Source organism: Pseudoduganella flava (assembly GCF_007830495.1).
Lineage (GTDB): Bacteria > Pseudomonadota > Gammaproteobacteria > Burkholderiales > Burkholderiaceae_D > Rugamonas > Rugamonas flava.
The window spans coordinates 154,175-173,134 of record NZ_VLKW01000007.1 but is presented as its reverse complement, the minus strand read 5'-3'; the positions used below and the strand labels follow the sequence as shown (position 1 = coordinate 173,134).

Below are 18,960 nucleotides of genomic sequence, written 5' to 3'. Positions count from 1 at the left end.
GGAACACAAGGATGGACAAGCCCCTGATCATCGACTGCCATGGTCATTACACGACGGCGCCCAAAGCGCTGGAAGAATGGCGCAACAGGCAGATCGCCAACCTGAACACGCCGGAGCTGGGCCCGAAGGTGGCCGAGCTGAAGATCTCCGACGACGAGCTGCGCGAGTCGATCGAAAGCAACCAGCTGCGGCTGATGAACGAGCGCGGTTCCGATATCACGATCTTCTCTCCGCGCGCCAGCTTCATGGCCCACCACATCGGCAACTTCGAGACGAGCGCTACGTGGGCGGCGATCTGCAATGAGCTGTGCCACCGCGTGGCGCAGCTGTTCCCGGACCGCTTCGTCGGCGCGGCGATGCTGCCGCAGTCGCCCGGCGTCGACCCTGCCACCTGCATCCCAGAACTGGAGAAGTGCGTCAACGAATATGGCTTCGTCGGCATCAACCTGAATCCCGATCCGTCCGGCGGCCACTGGACGTCCCCGCCACTGTCCGATCGCCACTGGTACCCGATCTACGAAAAGATGGTGGAGTACGACATCCCGGCGATGATCCACGTGTCCACGAGCTGCAACGCATGCTTCCACACGACGGGTGCGCATTACCTGAACGCGGACACGACGGCGTTCATGCAATGCCTGACGAGCGACCTGTTCAAGGATTTCCCCACGCTGAAGTTCCTGATCCCGCACGGTGGCGGCGCCGTGCCGTATCACTGGGGCCGGTTCCGCGGCCTGGCGCAGGAGATGAAGAAGCCGCCGCTGGCGGAGCATCTGCTGAACAACGTGTTCTTCGATACGTGCGTCTACCACCAGCCGGGCATCGACCTGCTGACGCGCGTGATCCCCGTGAAGAACGTGCTGTTCGCTTCCGAGATGATCGGCGCCGTGCGCGGCATCGACCCGGAAACGGGCAACTACTACGACGACACGAAGCGCTACATCGAAGCCGCCAACCTGACGGATGCCGACCGGGCCGCGATCTTCGAAGGCAACGCCCGCCGCGTCTTCCCGCGCCTGGACGCGCAACTGCAACGCAAAGGACTGTGAGATGACCACCCCACTGATCAACCAATTGGGGATCGTCAAGCGCAACATTGAACGCGCCGATGCCGCCGCCGTGACCCAACTTGGGACGTTCGGCAGCGCCACCGTGCACGAAGCGATGGGCCGCGTGGGCCTGATGAAACCGTACATGCGCCCGATCTTCCATGGCGCCGCGGCCACCGGCACGGCCGTCACCGTGCTGCTGCACCCGGGCGACAACTGGATGATGCACGTGGTGGCCGAGCAGATCCAACCCGGCGACATCGTCGTCGCGGCGATCACCGCCGAGTGCACGGACGGCTATTTCGGCGACCTGCTGGCGACGAGCTTCCAGGCCAGGGGCGCGCGCGCTCTCGTCATCGATGCAGGCGTGCGCGACGTGAAGTTCCTGCGCGAGATGGGCTTCCCCGTGTGGAGCAAGTGCGTCAGCGCGAAGGGCACGATCAAGTCCACGCTCGGTTCCGTCAACATCCCCGTGATCTGCGCCGGCGCGCTCGTCAACCCGGGCGATGTGATCGTGGCCGACGAGGATGGCGTCGCCGTCGTGCCGGCGCTTGACGCGGCCCGCGTCGCGGCAGCCGCGCAGAAGCGTGAGGACCTGGAAGGCGAGAAGCGTGCGAAGCTGGCTGCCGGCGTGCTGGGGCTGGACATGTACCACATGCGCGAGCCGCTGGCCGCGGCGGGGCTGAAGTACATCGATTGAAGCTGGCGGTGCCAGCCCTTCCGGTCAGGCGGCATTGCGCCAGCCTGGCCGGAAGGAGGGAATTGGTGCCGGTATATTTCCCGACCGCCGGCGCCGGTAGTGGCGGCTTGCGCCGCCAGGTTGTGCCCCTCTCCACAGAAGCAGGCGTATTGTGCCCGCCGAATATGACAAGCGTTTGACGACAGCGGCTGTGTTTAAATACGGCCCATGACGATCGACACCCTCCTGCGGCAAGCCGTGGTGCACCACCAGCAAGGCGAATTCGCGCAAGCCGAAGCGCTGTACGCGCAGGTGCTGCGACACGACCCGGACAACTTCGATGCGCTGCACCTTTCCGGCGTATCGGCGCGCCAGCGCGGCGATGCGGCACAGGCGCTCGACCTGATCGGCCGCGCCATCGCGCTGGACCCGTCTCGCGCCATCGCCCACTGCAACTTCGGCGCCGCCCTGCAGGACGCCGGCCGCGATGCCGATGCGCTGGCCAGCTACGAGCATGCGCTGCGGCTGCAACCGGATTACCCGATGGCGCTGTGCAACCGCGGCAACGCGCTGCGGCGCCTCGGCCGGCTGGACGCCGCGATCGACAGTTACACGCGGGCGCTGGCACTGTCGCCGCGCTACCCGGAAGCGCTTTGCCATCGCGCGCTGGCGCTGCAGCAGCAGGGGCGCCACGACGCGGCGCTGGACGACTTCGGCGCCGCGCTGGCGATCCGCTCCGGCTATGTGGACGCCATCCATGGCGCGGCCGTGTCGCTGCTCGCACTGGGCGAAGCGAGTGAAGCGCTGCAAGGGTATGTGCGCGTGCTGCAGCTGCAGCCTGACCACGTGGACGCCTGGTGCGGCCGTGCCGGCATCCTGCTGCGCGACGGCCAGTTCGACGCAGCCATCGACGACTACCGCAATGCGTTGGCCGTGCGGCCCACGTCCGCGCGCGCCCGCCTTGGCTTGGCCAATGCGCTGCGCACGGCGGGCCGGCATGACGAGGCGATCGCCGCGTATCGCCAGGCGAAGGACGATGGCGCCGATTCCGCTACCGTTGATTATCTGCTAGCGGCGCTGGGTGCCGGCAAGGCGCCGGATGCGTCGCCACCCGACTATGTGGCAGCGCTGTTCGACCAGTACGCGCCGCGCTTCGACCGCCACCTCGTCGGCGAGCTGGCCTACCGCACGCCGCAATTGCTGGCGCAGGCGCTGGCGCGGCACATGCCGGCGGCGGACAAGGACGTGCTGGACCTGGGCTGCGGCACCGGCTTGTGCGGGCCGCTGCTGCGCCCCTTTGCGCGCCGGCTGGAAGGCGTGGACCTGTCGCCGGCGATGCTGGAACGGGCCGGTGCGGTGGGCGTCTACGATGCACTGGCCTGCGCCGACATCCTGCGCTTCCTTGGCGATGATCGGCGCCAGTGGGACGTGCTGGCCGCGGCCGACGTGCTGGTGTACCTGGGCGACCTGGCGCCGCTGTTCGCCGCGGCGCGGGGAGCGCTGCGGGGTGGTGGACTGTTCGCGTTTTCCGTCGAGGCGCTGGAGGCGGGAACGTACGCGCTCCGGCCGTCCGGCCGCTACGCGCATGCGGCGCCGTACCTGGAAGCGCTGGCCCGCGAGCACGGCTTCGCGCTGCGCGAGCTGGCTCCCTGCACGCTGCGCCGCGACAGCGGTGGCGATGTCGCGGGGCTGCTGGTGCTGTTGGCGCGGGCGTGACTGGCGCATTGCAATCGTGCCCTTGTTGCACGACAATCAGCAGCTCTTGCGTGTGCCTGGAAGCCCTTCGTGACCCCACTTGAAATAACCGCCAATGCGGTGATGACCGTCTCCATCGTCCTCGCCGGGCGTAACAACGTCCACTCGTGGTGGACCGGCATCGTCGGCTGCACGTTGTTCGCATCGCTGTTCTACGGCGTGCAGCTGTACGCGGACGTGGCGCTGCAGGTGTTCTTCGTGCTGACCTGCGTGGTCGGTTGGGTGCAATGGCTGCGCGGCGCCGGCGGCAAGCCGCGCCCGATCACGTCGGCCAGCGTGAAGACCATCGCCGTGCTGGCGGCCGTGGGCGTCGTCGCGACGGTGGCCTATGGCCTGATGCTGCGCGAGTTCACCGATGCCTACGCGCCGTTCATCGATTCGGCGGTGCTGGCGTTTTCCGTGATCGCGCAATTCCTGCTGATGGGGCGGCGCGTGGAGACGTGGCCCGTGTGGGTGCTGGTGAACACGATCTCCGTGCCGCTGTATGCGAGCCGCGGGTTGTACCTGACGGCGGCGCTGTATGCGGCGTACTGGGTCAATGCGGTGGTGTCGTGGTGGTGGTGGCAGCGGCAGATGAAGCAGGGCGGCTAGCGGCCTTCCCGCGAGCCGCCCGTCCATGTCGCGCCAGGGTCAGCGCGTTCGCGCCCTGGCGGGCTCTTTCAACCTGAACACCGCCGTCACCGCCTGCGCGAACGGCAGAGCGGGCGGCACCGTGTAGGCCTTGATCGGCTGTGCCGGCGGCAGTGCCGGGGTGCCCGGGCCGGCCGGTACCAGCAGCGCGGGGGCGAGCTTGTCCAGCGGCGCGCGCGAGATCGCGACGGCGGGCCCCAGCTGGGCGCCGAACGACTGCGCCAGCAAGGTGCCGTTGGCGCGCGCGTCGGCGGCTGCCTGTTCCATCAGCTCGCGGTCGATGCGGTCCTTGTCGGTGCGGTCGAACGAGGCCGTCAGGCTGTCCACGTGGTCGCGCGCCAGCAGCGCCGCCACCAGGTCCGGCAGGTGCGCCAGGTCGCGCACCTGCACCCGGTAACTGCGGGTCATCAGGTAGGCGGCCGTGCTGCCGTCCGGTGCCGGTACCGAGAGGTTGACCTTTTTCTTGGCCAGCTCGGAACCGTCGATGTCGGCATCCGCCACGCCATGCGCGGCCAGCAGTTCGGCGATGGCGCCGGACAGCTCGCCGAGCTCCGCGCCGGCCTGTTCGGCGCTGGCGTGCTGGGCACCCGTTTCGAAATACAGCACCGCGATGTCCGGCGCGATCCACGTCTGCGCCTTGCCGGTGGTGGAGACGAACGGCAGGGACGGCAGGTCGGCGGCCGCCGCCGCGCCGCCGGCCAGCGCCAACGCCAGCGCCAGCATCGCCGGCAGGGCCGCGCGCATCAATCCAGCGTCCACACGTATTGCATGTTGACCCAGGACTTCACGGGCCGCCCGGCGGCCACGCCCGGCTTGAAGATGCACTTGCTGATGCCTTCGACGGCCGCTTCGTCCAGCGCCGGGTGGCCGCTCGACTTCTTCACCTTCGTGTCGGCCACGCGGCCGTCCGTATCGACGAGGAATGCCAGCGTGACCTTGCCCGTTTCCTTCGCGGCCAGCGAAGCGGCCGGCCACACGGGCTTGGCGCACGTGTTGAAATCGATGTACGGGCGCTGGTCGGCTTGCCGCGCCGGTTCGTTGGCATGCGCGAGGCCGGCGGCGAAAGCGCAGGCGGCGGCCAGGGCCGGCAGCAGGCCGGCGAGAAGTGCGGATACGCTGGCCGGCAAGCGTGGTTGCTGCGGCGTTTTCAACAAGCAGGCGATACGGTTCATCAAGTCTCCTCCATCGGCCGCCAGGGCCGGTTCGTGGTGGGCGAACTGGCGTTTTTCCAGTTCGGACAGGGCAAGCGCCAACTGGCGCCCGCCGCCGGCATGCGCGGCGGCGATGTCGTCCGCGATCAGCTCGCGTTCGATCCGGATGCGGCGCGACATCCACCACACGGCAGGGTGGTAGAACAGCAGGATCTCGGCCAGGTTCTGCAACAGGTTCACCAGGTAATCGTGGCGCCGCACGTGCGCCAGCTCATGGGCCAGCAGCGCCCGCAGCAGCTCGGGCGGCATGCCGGACACCAGGCTGGCCGGCACCAGCAAGATGGGGCGCCAGCAGCCCGCCGTGACGGGGCTGTCCAACCCGTCGACCACGCGCAGCCGCACATGGCGTGCCACGCCCATCGCCTGCGCCAGCCGGTCCGTGCATGCCTGCCAGCGCGGGTCGTGCGTACCCGCGCGGCCGGCGCGGGCGATCCACGCCAGGCCCAGCGCACCGCGCGCGGCAAGCAGCACGCTGCCGGCCGCCCATGCCGCGACCACCCATGGCATCGACTGCCGCAGCGTGCCGGACATGACGGCGCCGTTCAGCGTCACAGCCAGTTGCCCGGCCGTGCCGCTTACCTCGGCGCTGCCATGCAGCCGCAGGGCGAGCGACAGCGCCGGCCACAGCACGCTGGCCAGCAGGCCGCCGCAAGCGACGAGGTAGCGGGTGTGCGGCCGGGCGTTGCGCAGCATGGCCAGCGCGAGCGCCGTGGCCGCCGCCACCAGCGCTCCTTGCCACAGGAAGTGCACCAGCGTCCATCCCAGCGCATCGACGATGCGGCCCAATGCCTGTACCAGTGCGGGCGTGCTCATTCCTTGTCCCCGGGTTTGGCTGACTTCAGCAGCCGTTCGATCTCCTCGCGCTCCTTGCGCGAAATGCCCGTCTTCAGCGCGGCCAGCACGAGCGCCTTAGCGGAGCCGGCAAACGCGCGGTTCAGCAGGTCCTTCAGCAGGCTCGTTTGCAGCGCTTCGCGCGGCTGGGCGGGCGCGTAGATGTGGGAGCGCTGGCTGTCGTCGCGGATCAGCAGGCCCTTGCCATGCATGACCTGCATCAGCCGCAGCACGGCGCCATAGCCCAGGTCCGGGCGGCTGGTGCGCAACGCCTCGTGCACGTCGCGGGCGGTGGCCGAGCCGAGCGGCCACAGGGCCTGCAGCAGCTCCAGTTCGGCGGGCGTGGGTTTGGGAAGGTCGTCGGTCTTCGGCATCGCATTCTCCTGTTCGTTCTCAGCAAGATAGCCAAAGTAGACCGATTTGTATACTTAATTTTGCAAGCGATCAGTGTGGTGAGCACAGAGTGCTCAGCTATTCACAGACAAGCGAGTCTAGTTATCCGGCAGGCCGGATGGGCCGCCGCGGTAGGCGCTGGGCGTCATCCCCGTCCGCGATCGGAACGCGGTGGCGAAGTTCGCCGCGCTGCGGAACCCCACGAGCCGGGCGATGTGCTGCACGTCGAAGTCCGTTTCGCGCAGCAGCCGCATGCCGCGGGCGATCCGTTCTTCGCGGATGAAGGCAAACACCGTCTTGCCGGTCTGCTCGCGGAACAGCGCGCTGAGCTTCTCGCGGTAGGTGCCGACGCCGCGCGCGATCTCGGACAGCCGCGGCAGGTCGGCCAGGTTGTCGCCGATCAGGCGCATCGCGGCGCGCACCGTGACCGCGTCCGGATCGGCCGGCGCATCCTCCGTGGCCGGCGGTGCGGGGCGCCGCATCAGGTTCAGGTGCACGTGGATGCGCGCGGCCAGCTCGGCCGGCGTGAACGGCTTGCTGACGAAGTCGACGCCGCCGATCGACAGGCCGAGGACGCGGTCCTCGACGGATTCGGTGCCACTGACGAAGATCACGGGAATGTCGCGGGTGGCGGGATTGGCCTTCAGCAGGCGGCAGCAGGCGTAGCCGTCCATGTCCGGCATGCGCACGTCGAGCAGGATCAGGTCCGGGCGGCGGGCCTGGGCCAGGCGGTAACCTTCGTCGCCGTCCCCCGCCACGCTGACGCGGTACGGCATATCGCTGAGCAGGTCGACGAGCATGCGCTGCTCGAACGCCGAGTCTTCGACGATCAGGATATCGCGCACGGTGGCATCGGTGGTCAGGTACATGGTGGAACGGCAGCAGTCGGACACGCGCCTTATTATCCCGCATTAAAGAAAGTTTATGTTCGACCGCCTCCCGCAATCGTTTTTTCTCGTTCTGCAAAATCCCTTCGTCACTGTCGCGTCACATATTGCCGCGTCAGGCGGGAAAAATCGCATCTTTTATAGCGTCGGTGATTATTCGATAGTTTGTTGGACCCTTTTTCGGAGTAAAACAACGCCTGTTGCGCTTGTTCGTTTTTTATTTGTGCATAGTGGGAGGAATAATGAAGCATACCGATTTTGGCCAGATGCCTTGTCCGATCGCGCGCAGCCTCGGCAAGGTTGGCGAATGGTGGAGCATCCTCATCCTGCGCGACGCGTTTTATGGACTGACTCGTTTCGACGAGTTCGAGAAGAGCCTGAAGATCGCCCCGAACATGCTGACTCGCCGCCTGGCGGGGCTCGTGGCCGGTGGGCTGATGGAAAAGCGGCAGTACAGCGCACGACCGCCGCGTTATGAATATTTGCTCACGGAAAAGGGTAAGGCGTTCAAGCCCGTCCTGCTGGCATTTATTGCGTGGGGGAATGAGCACCTGGCACCGGAAGGCGCCAGCCTGCTCGTCGTCAATCGCGAGACGGGGCAGCCCGCCGAGCAGATCCTGGTCGACAAGCGCAGCGGCCGCGCGATCAGCGATGAGGATTACATGTTCGCCCCCGGCCCTGCCGCGCCGGAGGTGATGCGCATGCGGCTGCGGGAAGCCAGCCAGCGTGTGCCGTTCATCAAGCATCCGGGTTCCAATTAGCCCGGCGCGCCGGCCGCTGCCATGCGGCCGGCGCTTCCCCTGGCGCTCCCAGCGTCATCCGCTTCACCACACCCCCGTCCGTAGCGCGCCTAGTGTGCGGCCCTCCGCCCGGCATCCGCCGTAAAATGCATTTCCAACTCGAGAATAGTTATAAGGATCCTGGAAGCGGCCTCGTTTCTTGACACAACCCACTGGGAGAATCAGATGAACAAGGCAAGGATGTGGAAGAGGTACCTGGGCGTGCCGCTGCTGGCCGCCCTGATGGGCATGGGCTCGGCCTATGCGCAGTCGCTGGCGAAAGCCGACGAGAAAGCGTTGAAGGACCTGGCGATCGCCAACATGGCCGAGGTCGAAACGGCCAAGATCGCGCTGGAGAAATCGCAGAACGCGGAAGTGAAGGCGTTCGCCCAGCAGATGGTGGACGATCACACGAAGGGCCTGGACGAAGTGAAGTCCGTGGCGCAGGCGAAGAACGTGACGTTGCCGAGCGAGCCGGACGCCAAGCACAAGGCGATGGCGAAGAAGCTGCAAGCCATGTCGGGCGAGAAGTTCGACAAGGCCTACCTGGAAATGGCCGGCGTGAAGAGCCACAAGGAAGCGCATTCGCTGGTCGTCAAGACGCAGTCGAACGCGAAGGACAGCGACGTGAAGGCGCTGGCCGCCAAGCTGCAGCCGACGATCGACCAGCACATGGGTCACGTCGACCAGCTGGCCGCGAACCTGAAGGGTGAGAAGAGCGGCACCGCGATGGGGACGTCCGGCACCACCGGCAAGAGCGGCTCGTCGATGCCTGCCGGGAAGGACAAGATCAGCACCGAGCAGCAGTCGAGCGGCAACACGGACAATCCGAACAATCCGGCGAACCAGACGAAGAACCCGTCCCGCTGATGCGAACGGGCAGGGCTTGCCCTGTCCGCGGCTCCATGGCAGGCCTGGCGCATGTGCGCCTCGCCTGCTTTTTTTTGCGCCGTCACCGCGGCGGCGCCCTGGCTGCCCTGATCAATCCTTCCGCTCAACCCTCCGGCTCGATCGCCGGCTCGATCGTGATCTCCGTCTTCAACGAGTTCGCGATATAGCACTTGTCGTGCGCCTCGTGGTGGATCGCCGCGATCTCTTCCTCGCTGGGCCACGCCACGCCGGCAAACACGATTTCCGGCCGCAAGGTGATGTTCGTCATCGCCATGCGCCCTTTGTCATCCTTCTCCAGCAGGCCCACCGCGTTGTCGACGTAGCTCTCCACCGTGTGCCCGCGCTGCGCCGCGATCGACAGGAAGAACAGCATGTGGCAGCTGGCCGCAGCGGCAACCAGCGCTTCCTCCGGGTCGACGTTGTCGGCCACCGACATCGGCAGCGGCACCGACAGCGGCGACGACGATGCCGGCACGCGCAGGCCGCCGTCGAAGATCCATTCGTGGCCGCGGCTGTATTTCTGGTCGAGGAAGCTCTGGCCGTTGCGCTGCCATTCCAGTCGTGCTTCGAATTGCATGAGGTTCTCCAACAGGGGCGATCGGGATGGACAATGTAGCAGAAAAGGCAATGGCCATCAGCGGCCGGCGCTTCGCCGCCGCCCTTGCCGGGCCGGCGCTATACTGCGAACCTGCCGAACCTTACCAACCTCGCGAACCTTCGACCGCTCCGCCATGTCCGATCCTGTCCGCTGCTCCTGGGCCAATCCGGCCAATCCGCGCTACATCGCCTACCACGACGAGGAATGGGGCGTGCCCTGCCACGACGAGCGCCGCCTGTTCGAGATGCTGAACCTGGAAGGGGCACAGGCGGGCCTGTCGTGGGAGACGATCCTGAACAAGCGCGCCAGCTATGCCGCGGCGTTCGACGGCTGGGACCCGGCGAAGATCGCCGCCTACGGCCCGGACAAGGTGGCCGAGCTGCTGGCGAATCCCGGCATCGTGCGCAACCGCCTGAAGGTGGCCGCGGCGATCTCGAACGCCCAGGCGTACCTGCGCATGCGCGAGCAGGGCGAGACGCTGGACGGCTACCTGTGGGGCTGGGTCGGCGGCAAGCCGCTGTGCAACCACATTGGGGCGCCGGGCGACCGGCCCGCGAAGACGGAACTGTCCGACCGCATCTCGAAGGACCTGGCCAAGCGGGGCTTCAAGTTCGTCGGCTCGACGATCGTCTATGCCTACCTGCAGGGCGTGGGCATCGTCAACGACCACGATGCCGCCTGCTTCCGCCAGCGGGAGTGCGCGCGCCTTGGCTGACCGAACGATCCTCGACCTGGCCTTCGACGGCGGCGCGCGCCTGGCCGCCCTGCGCGCCAAGGGCGGCACGCTGCACTACATCGTGGTGATGCCGGTGCTGCCACCGGCTGCCGGCATCATGCCGGACCTGCGCGCATGCTGGCCGGTGGCGGTGCCAGGCCTGCATCGCATCGAACTGGATGGCGGCCGCACGACACTGGACGTGGTACTGGGCGAGACGGACGCGCTGCTGCCCGAGCTGTCCGCCCGCGTGGACGAGTTCCACGTGCCGGCACCGCTCGCCGCGCTGCGCGCCCTGGCGCGGCTTGCCGTGCCGGGCGCGCGGCTCGTTACCTGCGCGGGCGACGATGCATGGCGCCGCAACCTGCGCGCCGCCGGCTTTTCTTGGGACGCGGTCACGGATCCTTTGGACGCGCGCTACACGAGCCGCAAGCCGCAGCCGCCACGGCCCGCGCCGCCGGTGCGCAGTGCCGTCGTCATCGGTGCCGGCGTGGCCGGTGCGGCCGCCTGCGAGCGGCTGTGCGCGCGCGGCTGGCAGGTGACGCTGATCGAGCGCCACCCGGAGCCTGCGCAGGAGGCATCCGGCAACCGCGCCGGCATCTTCATGCCGCTGCTGTCGCGCGACGACAATATCCCCACGCGCCTGACCCGCGCCGCCTACCTGTACGCACAGCGGCGCTGGGCCGCGCTGGGCGGCCTGGCGCCGGACGGCAGCGCGCCCATCCTCGGCAATCGTTGCGGCGTGCTGCAATTGGCACGCGACGGCGAGCACGGGGCGCTGCAGCGCGACGTCGTCGATGCGTGGGGCTACCCGGACGAGTACGTGCGCTGGCTCGATGCCGGGCAGGCGTCCGGCATGCTGGGTTCCAGCACACCGCACGGCGCGTGGCTGTTCCCGCAGGGCGGCTGGGCCAACCCGGCGTCCGTGTGCCGCGCGATGCTGGCTGCGTGTGGCGAGCGGCTGACGCGGGTGTTCCATGCCGAGGCGCTGACCCTGAAGCGCGACGGCGAACGGTGGCGCGTGCTAGGAGAAGGTGCGGTGCTGGCCGAAGGTGCCCACGTGATCGTCGCCAACGGTGCCGGCGCGCTGCAACTGGCGCAGACGGCGCCGCTGCCGCTGTACACGATGCGCGGCCAGGTCACGCACCTGGCGGCACAGGATTTCACCAACCTGCCGCTGGTCGTCTGCCGCGAAGCCTATATGACGCCGGTGGTCGACGGTATCGCGTGCGTCGGCGCCACGTACGACCGCGACACCGACCGCGCGCTGCGCGCCGCCAGCCAGGACGAAAACCTGGAACGGGCCCGCGAGATCCTCGGCGCCGACCGGGTGCCGGCCGCGCCGCCGCTGGCCGGCCGCGTGGGCTTGCGTACGATGGCGCCGGACCGCCTGCCATTGGTGGGCGCGCTGCCCGACTACGGCGCGCCGGGACAGTCGGAGCGGCTGCGCGATGTGGGTCGCCACCCTGGCCTGCATGGGCTGCTCGGCTATGCGTCGCGCGGCCTGATCTGGGCGCCGCTGGCGGCCGAGTTGCTGGTTAGTCAGCTCGAAGGCGAACCGCCGCCCGTCGAGGCCACCTTGGCCGCCGCGCTGGACCCGGCCCGCTTCCTGTTGAAAGAACGTCGCAAAACTGTGGCTGCGGCGCCATAAACGGCTTGATACGTCAGCCTGCGCGGGCCGGAAAGCCTGATTTCATGCGGCTTCCACGATATAATTGCCCTCCTGAAACTTAGCGGGGTAATGATGGAAGATCAAGGCGGCTCGCCCGAGCTGTTCGTGTTTCTGGCTTCCACGGTGCACGACATGAAGAACTCGATCAGCGTCCTGGGCGGCACGCTGGAGAACCTGCTGGACCAAGCGAACGCGCAGGCCGCTGTGCAGGCGAACCTGCAGGCCAATGCGCAGGGCCAGCAGCCACCGGCCCAGCCGGTGGTGAACGACATGTCGTACCCGCAACTGGCGCACATGCTGTACCAGACCCGCCGGCTGTCCGACAACCTGATGCAGCTGCTCGCGCTGTACAAGGAAGTGGGCAAGCCCACGTATCCGTTCGATCCGAACACGGTGCCGCTGTCCGAGCTGGTGCACCAGGTGGCCAGCCAGGCGCGCGTGCTGCTCGTGTCGAAGCAGATCACGCTGGAGGCGGACTTCCCGCCGGACCTGCTGTGGACACTGGACGAGGACCTCGTCATCGGCGTGCTGGCCCATGCGATCAACAACGCGGTGCGCTACACGCGCGACCGCATCCGCCTCGTCATCGCGGAGCGCGACGGCATGCTGGAGTTCCGCGTCGAGGACAACGGCATGGGCTTTCCGCCGTCGATGCTCGAGGCGGGCGCCGTCGTCGGCCAGGGCGTGAACTTCCTCACCAACAGCAGCGGCCTGGGGCTGTTCTTCGCCAGCGAAGTGGCGAAGATGCACAAGCGGCGCCAGCGCGCCGGCAGCATCCGGCTCGAGAACGGTGGTCCGCTGGGCGGCGGCTGCTTCGTGCTGGTTCTTCCGTGACGCGGCCGCGATGACGACGACCTACATCACCGCCAGTGGCGCGCCCGGTGCCGAGATCACCGGCGTCGACTGGAGCGAGAAAAAATACCTGATCGTCGACGACTTCGTCGGCATCCGCCAGCTGCTGCGCGAATCGCTGCGCAATATCGGCGCGCGCCACATCGACCAGGCGTCGTCCGGCGGCGAGGCGATGACCCTGCTGGCGCGCACGCACTACGACGTGGTGCTGTGCGACTTCAACCTGGGCGAGGGCAAGAACGGCCAGCAGGTGCTGGAGGAAGCGCGCGTGCGCCATTTGATGATTCCGTCGTCCGTGTGGCTGATGGTGTCGGCCGAGAAGAGCGTCGAATCGGTGATGGGCGCGGCCGAGCACCAGCCGGATGCCTACGTGATCAAGCCGATCACGGAAGGCGTGCTGCTGACGCGCCTGAACCGCGTGTGGCACAAGAAGCAGATCTTCCGCGAGATCGACGCGGCCTACATCGAGAAGGACTACCTGCGCGCGGCCAAGCTGTGCGACGCGCAGATCGCCCAGTACAAGGTGCACGAGATCGACCTGATGCGGATGAAGGCCACGCTGCTGCTGAAGGCGGGCGAAACGGAAAAGGCGCGCATCGTCTACGAGCGGCTGCTGGAGGAGCGCGAATACAACTGGGCGCGCACGGGCCTGGGCAAGATCCGCATGGCCAACGGCGACCATGAGGCGGCGCGCCAGATGTTCCAGGGCGTGATCGCCGAGAACCGTTTTTATATCGACGCCTATGACCAGCTGGCCCGCTCGCTTGAGTTGATGGGTCGGCACGAGGACGCATGCGACGTGCTGGAGAAGGCGGCCAAGCTGTCGCCGAACTCCGTGCCGCGCCAGCGCAACCTGGGCAATGCCGCGCTCCGCATCGGCAATGTGCAGCTGGCCGAACACGCGTTCCGCAAGTGCATCGCGATCGGCGAATATTCGATCAGGAAGACCGTCGATGCCTACCTGGGCATGGCGCGCGTGTGCGGTCAGAAGGGCGATACGAAGGAGGCGCTGCGGCTGCTGGCGGCCGCCCAGCGCGACTTCCCCGGCGAATCCGTCGTGCTGCGCGCGAAGATCACCGAGGGCCTCGTCTACCACGAGAGCGGCGACTACCGGCGCGCCCGCAAGTCAGGCGACGAACTTGAGGCGATGCTGGGCAAGGACCGCAAGCGGCCCCAGACCGCCACGTGCATCGAGATGGCGACGTTGCTGTTTGCCGTCGGTGTCAAGGATGCGCCGGTGGAGCTGCTGTGCCACGTGGTGCGCAACAACCACGACAACCCGGTGCTGGTGGACGAGGTGCAGAAGATCTTCGACAAGGCGCGCATGAGCGAGGAGGGCGTGGACTTCATCGCGGCCGCGCGCAAGGAAGCGTCGGAGATGATGAACCAGGGCGTGCTGCTGTGGAAGACGGGGCGGCTGGGCGAAGCCGTGGCGTGGATGCGCGAGGCACGCGAGCGCTTGCCGGACAATATGCGCATCCTGTTCAACTCCGCGCAAATGCTGATCAGCCACATGCAGCAGGACGGCTACGACGAGGCGCTGATGATGGAGGCGAACGAGGTGCTGATGCACGTCGATGCGCTGGCGCCGGGGCAGCAGCGCTTCGCCCAGCTGGTCGAGCAGCTGCAGGCGCTGGTCCCGGGGCGCACGGCGACGCCCGAGGAACTGGATGCGGAGATCGGGGGCGACGCGGCCGCGCCGGCGCAGCAGGAAGCGCAGCCGGCCGGCGAATAACGGCCGCTATTCCTTCTTCGGCGCCGCTTTCTTTGCCGGCGGCTTGCGGGCCGCGCCGGCGGCGGGCTTCGCTTCCTCGTCCGCCTGGCTGTCGCCAGCCGGGTTTGGTGCAGCCGCCGGGGCGGGCTTCGCTTCCGGCGTCATCGCCGTGCTGACGGCTTGCTTGAACTGCTCCTGCAGCAGGTTCCACCAGATGGCCGGATTGGCCATCTGCGCCGCGGCGGCGGCGGCGAGGTCAGGCTTTGGCTGGCCTTCGTCGGCCTTCGGGGCTGCAGGTGCGGGCTGGCTCGCGGCCGCCGGTGGGGCCGGCATCGGTGCCGGCTTGGCTGCCGCCGGTTCCGGCGCCCTGGCGTGGCCCTTGGCCGGGTCCAGGTGCTGGAAGAACGCCGCCGCGTAAGGGTTGTTCGCCTCGAAGAACGACTTGTCGGGCCGGCCCGGCGGCTTCTGCTGCATCGTCTCGGCCAGCGACTGGCCCATCGACTTCAATGTCGCAATCGTGCCGCGCTGGACTTCCAGCGCCTGGATGCTACTGCGCAGCATCGCCGTGTTCAGGTTCAGCCACGATTCGACGGCCTTCAGGTCGTTGATCTTCTTGTCCAGTTCATCGAGCGACAGCGTGGGCGATGCCAGTCCGGGCACGCCCATGCTGCCCCACAGGGATTTGACGAAGTCCAGCGTATCGGTCATCACGGCAGCGCCGGGAATATTGGGCATTTGCGGTGTGCTCATCGCGTTCTCCAAAGGGTTGCGTGGGGCTGGCTGCAGCAGCGCTTCCTAGCGTAGCAGATTCGCGGCCATTCCCGGCGAAAAAGCTTGTCATTCCGGCAGTGGGCGGCCGGCGGCCGCGGCGGCGTCCCGGCGGAACCGTTACACTAGCGGCCATGACGATCGTTTCTCATCCTTCGCGCTGGCGCCGCGTGCTGGTGCTGTGCGCGGCCACGGCGCTGCTGCATTACACGACGATAGTCTGGCTGGGCGAGCGCATCGGCTTCGACACGCCGCCGCGCGACACCGAACCCGTGAAGGTCAGCGCGCAATTGCGCCCGGCGCTGCCGGCCAGGGCACCGCCGCCAGCCACGCCGGCGGTGCCGCGGCCAGCTCCGCAACCGCGTGCCGAACGGCCGGCCGCGGCGCGCCAGGTCGTCATCGACGCCGGGGCGGACGAGGCCCTGCCCGAGCCGGTGCCGGAGCCCGCGCCGCCGCCGGCCCCAAGCGTCGTGACGGCCCCCGTCGACGTGGCGCCGCCGCCCGTCGCGCAAGCCGGCGCTGCGCCGCAAGCCCCCGCTGTACAATCGCCAGCCGAGGCGCCGGCCGGCCGGCGCTTCCGCGTCAACCCGCCGCCGTCGGCCAGCTTTGAAATGGACGTGAAGCGCACCGACGCGGACGGCCGGCAGTGGTCGGGCAGCGGCGACATGCGCTGGCAGACGGATGGCGGCACGTACCGCGTGAACGTGAACGTGGGCATCAGCCTGCTCGTGGCGCGCGTCGACCTGTTGAGCGTGACAAGCGAAGGCACGATCGACGACGCGGGCATCGCGCCGGTGAAGACGACGGAGAAGCGCCGCAACCGCGCGATGACGGCCACGCACTTCGACCGCGACGGCAAGCGCATCACGTTCTCGGCCAGCACGGCCGCGGTGCCGCTGATGGCCGGCGCGCAGGACAAGGCCACGGTGCCGTTCCAGCTGGCGGCGATCGGCCGGGCGGACGTCAACCAGTTCGGCAGCGACATCGACATTCAGGTGGGCGAGGACCGCGGCGCGACCGTGTATCGCTTCGTCCTCGTCGGCGAGGAAGAGCTGGAAACCAGGATGGGCCGGCTCGTCACGTGGCGGCTCGCGCGGCCACCGCGGCCGGGCAGCTACAACGCGCGGCTGGACATCTGGCTGGCGCCGAGCCTGGACTGGTATCCGGTACAGATCAGGAACACCGAGGGCAACGGGGCAGTGACGACGCAAACCGTCACGAAGATCCTGCGCCCCGCATCATGAGAGAAGGAAGAGCACGATGAGAAGCATCCCCCATCTACTGGCAGTGGCGCTGGCCGCCGTCACCACGGCCGCCGTGGCGCAGGAAGAGCATCCCAGCGTCAAGCGCAAATTCGACCTGCCGCCGTCGGCCGAGCTGACGTACACGGTGAAGGTCAACAGCCATGGCATTCCGCTGTCCGGCACCGGCGTCATCACGTGGCAGCAGAGCGGCGGCAAGTACCTGCTCGTCACGGAAGCCCGCTCCGCCATGTTCGGCAAGGTACTGGAAAACCGCAGCGAAGGCACGGTGGACGCGTACGGCCTGGCGCCGGATACGTATTTCGAGAAGCGCATCCGCAAGGGCTCCGGCACGACGACGTTCAAGCGCGACGCGAAGACGATCGACTTCGCCGACAACGACAAGTCGGTGCCGCTGAAGGGCGGGGAACAGGACCGCAGCAGCGCGCCGTGGCAGCTGGCCGCCGTCGCCCGCGCCACGCCCGACAAGTTCACGCCCGGCTCCGAATGGAAGTTCTACGTGGCGGGCCGGCGCAGCGCCGACACGTGGAGCTTCAAGGTCGTCGGCACGGAAACCGTGCGCACGGCCCAGGGCGACGTCCAGGCCGTCCACTTCAGCAAGGCCCCGCCGCAGCGCGACAAGGGCCAGCAAGTGGACCTGTGGCTGGCGCCCTCACTGGAATGGTATCCAGTACGCCTCGTGTTCACGGAGGATGATGGCGATTCCTTCGAGCAACTGCTGGAAAAAGTGGCAAAGAAATAGCCATCTTGCTCGGAAAATGGGGGCTGTCCCCATTTTCCAGGCAACACCGGCAACGTCGATCCTGCCGGGTTGCGCGGCTGAACTGGTATACTCACGTCCCCGCCTGAGTTCGCAAGTCTTTACAACATTGCATCAGGCCGCCCAGAACCACGGAGCGCGATGAGTCATACCGCACAAGCGACAGCGGCCGCTGTCGACCACAATCCCACTGAACAGGAACAGCAGGACTCGCTGCAGGCCCATTTCCAGCCGCACGTTTCCGTCGACGAGATCGAGCAGGTGTTCCACCTGAAGCGCGCCCAGCCGCTGCTGCAGGTGTTCACAGCGCTGTTCCATGGCGGTTTCGAAAGCGTGCTGGTGCGCCTGCTGGTGTTGCGCGAGCTGGCCAACGACGCGGCCACCTCCGCGTTCACCCGCGCCGACATCAATACGCGCCTCGCCTACCTGCTGCCGGAGAGCCTGGAGACGGTGCTGAACCGCCTGCGCTCGAACCAGCTGCTGGCGTGGGATGCGCAGCAGGGCGTCTACCGCGTGACGCCGATGGCGCGCAACGTGCTCTCCGCGATCGACGGCCTGCTGACGCTGGGCCGTGAAGAGGACGGCGCCGAAGTCGGCTTCCTGCTGTCGCAGGTCGCCGGCGCGCAAGCCGTCGGCGGCGTGACCACCGAGCAGCTGCAGCACTTGCTGGGGCGCCTCGTCGACCTGACCGAGGAGTTCCGCGACGCGATCGCGTCCGGCTCCGAATTCCGGCTGCGCGAATCGCAGGCGAAATGGCACACGGCCTGCGACTGGGTCGAGAAGGGTTCCGAGATCCTGCGCGCGATCACCAGCGACGAGAACGCGGATGCGGCCACGCACCGCGCCGCGCAGGCGATCGGCCGGGCGCAAAGCGCGCTGCTGAACATGCAGGGCATGTTCTCGCGCGCGCTGAACCAGATCGAGCGCCAGCGGGTGCACCTGGGCCAGTCCGGCCTGTCGACGACGGACATCAAGCGCTGGCTGCTGGCGCACGAGGACCTGGCGTCGCTCGCCGCGGACGCGATCGAGCAACCCGTCAAGCCGCTGTTCATCACGCCGGCCGAGATGATCGATGTGGCCGAGACGGAGCTGACGACCTTGCGCCCGACGAGCGCCATGGCCGGCCTGCCGTCCGGCGAGGATGCGCCGCTGACGATGAACGAAACGACGGCGATGCAGAAGGAGCTGGACGACTGGCTCACGCGCCTGTCCGACTTCGCCACCTTGAACAACTTCCCCAGCGTGGCCGAGGAATCGCCGCGCGAAACGCCCGTGCACGAGGCGCTGCTGCCGGCCAGCTTCGCGGTCGCGTCGTACCGCGCGTCGCTCTTGCCGCTGCTCGGCGACGAGGGCGAGGCCAGCCTGCAAGGCGCGACCGCCGAGCTGGCGCGCCTGCCGCTGACGTTCGCCCCCACCGACACGATGGTGCAGCTGGACGACATGGAAATCGCCGCGATGTCGCTGGCAAATCTCTCACTGAATCTGAAGGACGACGGCAAGGCCGCGAGTTGACC

The 18,960-nt window shown here is 67.8% G+C and carries 19 protein-coding genes; 13 read left to right on the top strand and 6 right to left on the bottom strand.

What is annotated here, in order from left to right; translation table 11 throughout:
- Positions 1-23 precede the first annotated feature (23 nt).
- The 4 genes from IP92_RS18645 to pnuC all read left to right on the top strand — a co-directional run bounded on the left by IP92_RS18645 (position 24) and on the right by pnuC (position 4,074).
- Positions 24-1,049: an amidohydrolase family protein gene (locus tag IP92_RS18645; RefSeq protein ID WP_145878148.1), complete on the top strand. Its 1,026-nt coding sequence runs from the start codon at positions 24-26 to the stop codon at positions 1,047-1,049.
- 16 nt (positions 1,050-1,065) lie between these two features.
- Positions 1,066-1,749, top strand: a complete 684-nt coding sequence (ligK, locus tag IP92_RS18640) for a 4-carboxy-4-hydroxy-2-oxoadipate aldolase/oxaloacetate decarboxylase (protein WP_145878146.1) — start codon at positions 1,066-1,068, stop codon at positions 1,747-1,749.
- A 207-nt stretch (positions 1,750-1,956) separates the two neighbouring features.
- On the top strand, positions 1,957-3,444 hold the full coding sequence (locus IP92_RS18635) for a tetratricopeptide repeat protein (RefSeq protein ID WP_145877792.1): 1,488 nt from the start codon (positions 1,957-1,959) through the stop codon (positions 3,442-3,444).
- 69 nt (positions 3,445-3,513) lie between these two features.
- Complete coding sequence (gene pnuC / locus IP92_RS18630) at positions 3,514-4,074, top strand: nicotinamide riboside transporter PnuC (RefSeq protein WP_145877789.1); 561 nt, start codon at positions 3,514-3,516, stop codon at positions 4,072-4,074.
- Positions 4,075-4,113: 39 nt separating this feature from the next.
- Here pnuC and IP92_RS18625 read toward each other — a convergent pair whose 3' ends face one another.
- From IP92_RS18625 to IP92_RS18610, 4 genes are all read right to left on the bottom strand, one after another.
- The gene (locus IP92_RS18625) at positions 4,114-4,857 is read right to left on the bottom strand and encodes an SIMPL domain-containing protein (protein ID WP_145877787.1); all 744 of its coding nucleotides are present in this window, start codon (positions 4,855-4,857) and stop codon (positions 4,114-4,116) included.
- Positions 4,857-6,137 (bottom strand): M56 family metallopeptidase, encoded by a 1,281-nt coding sequence (locus tag IP92_RS18620; RefSeq protein WP_229418850.1) that lies wholly within the window; start codon positions 6,135-6,137, stop codon positions 4,857-4,859. Before IP92_RS18620 ends, IP92_RS18625 begins: the two co-directional genes overlap by 1 nt.
- A complete protein-coding gene (locus IP92_RS18615; protein ID WP_145877784.1) occupies positions 6,134-6,529 on the bottom strand; it encodes a BlaI/MecI/CopY family transcriptional regulator in 396 nt (131 codons plus the stop codon). The genes IP92_RS18620 and IP92_RS18615 overlap by 4 nt, the downstream gene beginning before the upstream one ends.
- Positions 6,530-6,646: 117 nt before the next feature.
- Entirely contained in the window at positions 6,647-7,417 is a 771-nt protein-coding gene (locus IP92_RS18610) for a response regulator transcription factor (protein ID WP_145877782.1), read from the bottom strand.
- Positions 7,418-7,677: 260 nt separating this feature from the next.
- Between IP92_RS18610 and IP92_RS18605 the strand changes: the two genes are divergently transcribed.
- Positions 7,678-8,196: a winged helix-turn-helix transcriptional regulator gene (locus IP92_RS18605; protein ID WP_145877779.1), complete on the top strand. Its 519-nt coding sequence runs from the start codon at positions 7,678-7,680 to the stop codon at positions 8,194-8,196.
- A 204-nt stretch (positions 8,197-8,400) separates the two neighbouring features.
- Positions 8,401-9,084: a DUF4142 domain-containing protein gene (locus IP92_RS18600; protein WP_145877777.1), complete on the top strand. Its 684-nt coding sequence runs from the start codon at positions 8,401-8,403 to the stop codon at positions 9,082-9,084.
- 124 nt (positions 9,085-9,208) lie between these two features.
- Here the strand turns inward: IP92_RS18600 and IP92_RS18595 are convergent, their stop codons facing one another.
- Complete coding sequence (locus IP92_RS18595; protein WP_145877775.1) at positions 9,209-9,682, bottom strand: OsmC family protein; 474 nt, start codon at positions 9,680-9,682, stop codon at positions 9,209-9,211.
- Between the two features lie 154 nt (positions 9,683-9,836).
- Between IP92_RS18595 and IP92_RS18590 the strand changes: the two genes are divergently transcribed.
- The 4 genes from IP92_RS18590 to IP92_RS18575 all read left to right on the top strand — a co-directional run bounded on the left by IP92_RS18590 (position 9,837) and on the right by IP92_RS18575 (position 14,677).
- Positions 9,837-10,418 (top strand): DNA-3-methyladenine glycosylase I, encoded by a 582-nt coding sequence (locus tag IP92_RS18590; RefSeq protein ID WP_145877774.1) that lies wholly within the window; start codon positions 9,837-9,839, stop codon positions 10,416-10,418.
- A complete protein-coding gene (gene mnmC1, locus IP92_RS18585) occupies positions 10,411-12,069 on the top strand; it encodes an FAD-dependent 5-carboxymethylaminomethyl-2-thiouridine(34) oxidoreductase MnmC1 (RefSeq protein ID WP_229418849.1) in 1,659 nt (552 codons plus the stop codon). Before IP92_RS18590 ends, mnmC1 begins: the two co-directional genes overlap by 8 nt.
- A 93-nt stretch (positions 12,070-12,162) precedes the next feature.
- Complete coding sequence (locus IP92_RS18580; protein ID WP_145878141.1) at positions 12,163-12,924, top strand: sensor histidine kinase; 762 nt, start codon at positions 12,163-12,165, stop codon at positions 12,922-12,924.
- 10 nt (positions 12,925-12,934) lie between these two features.
- The gene (locus tag IP92_RS18575; protein ID WP_145877769.1) at positions 12,935-14,677 is read left to right on the top strand and encodes a tetratricopeptide repeat-containing response regulator; all 1,743 of its coding nucleotides are present in this window, start codon (positions 12,935-12,937) and stop codon (positions 14,675-14,677) included.
- A 6-nt stretch (positions 14,678-14,683) separates the two neighbouring features.
- On the opposite strand, the gene IP92_RS18570 is transcribed toward IP92_RS18575, so the two are convergent.
- The gene (locus IP92_RS18570; protein WP_145877767.1) at positions 14,684-15,406 is read right to left on the bottom strand and encodes a PhaM family polyhydroxyalkanoate granule multifunctional regulatory protein; all 723 of its coding nucleotides are present in this window, start codon (positions 15,404-15,406) and stop codon (positions 14,684-14,686) included.
- 152 nt (positions 15,407-15,558) lie between these two features.
- Between IP92_RS18570 and IP92_RS18565 the strand changes: the two genes are divergently transcribed.
- The 3 genes from IP92_RS18565 to IP92_RS18555 all read left to right on the top strand — a co-directional run bounded on the left by IP92_RS18565 (position 15,559) and on the right by IP92_RS18555 (position 18,958).
- Entirely contained in the window at positions 15,559-16,668 is a 1,110-nt protein-coding gene (locus tag IP92_RS18565; RefSeq protein ID WP_145877765.1) for a DUF3108 domain-containing protein, read from the top strand.
- A 16-nt stretch (positions 16,669-16,684) separates the two neighbouring features.
- A complete protein-coding gene (locus tag IP92_RS18560; RefSeq protein WP_145877763.1) occupies positions 16,685-17,428 on the top strand; it encodes a DUF3108 domain-containing protein in 744 nt (247 codons plus the stop codon).
- A 159-nt stretch (positions 17,429-17,587) separates the two neighbouring features.
- Positions 17,588-18,958 carry a hypothetical protein gene (locus IP92_RS18555; protein ID WP_145877760.1) on the top strand — a complete coding sequence of 457 codons (1,371 nt, stop codon included), beginning with the start codon at positions 17,588-17,590 and terminating at the stop codon, positions 18,956-18,958.
- Positions 18,959-18,960 lie beyond the last annotated feature (2 nt).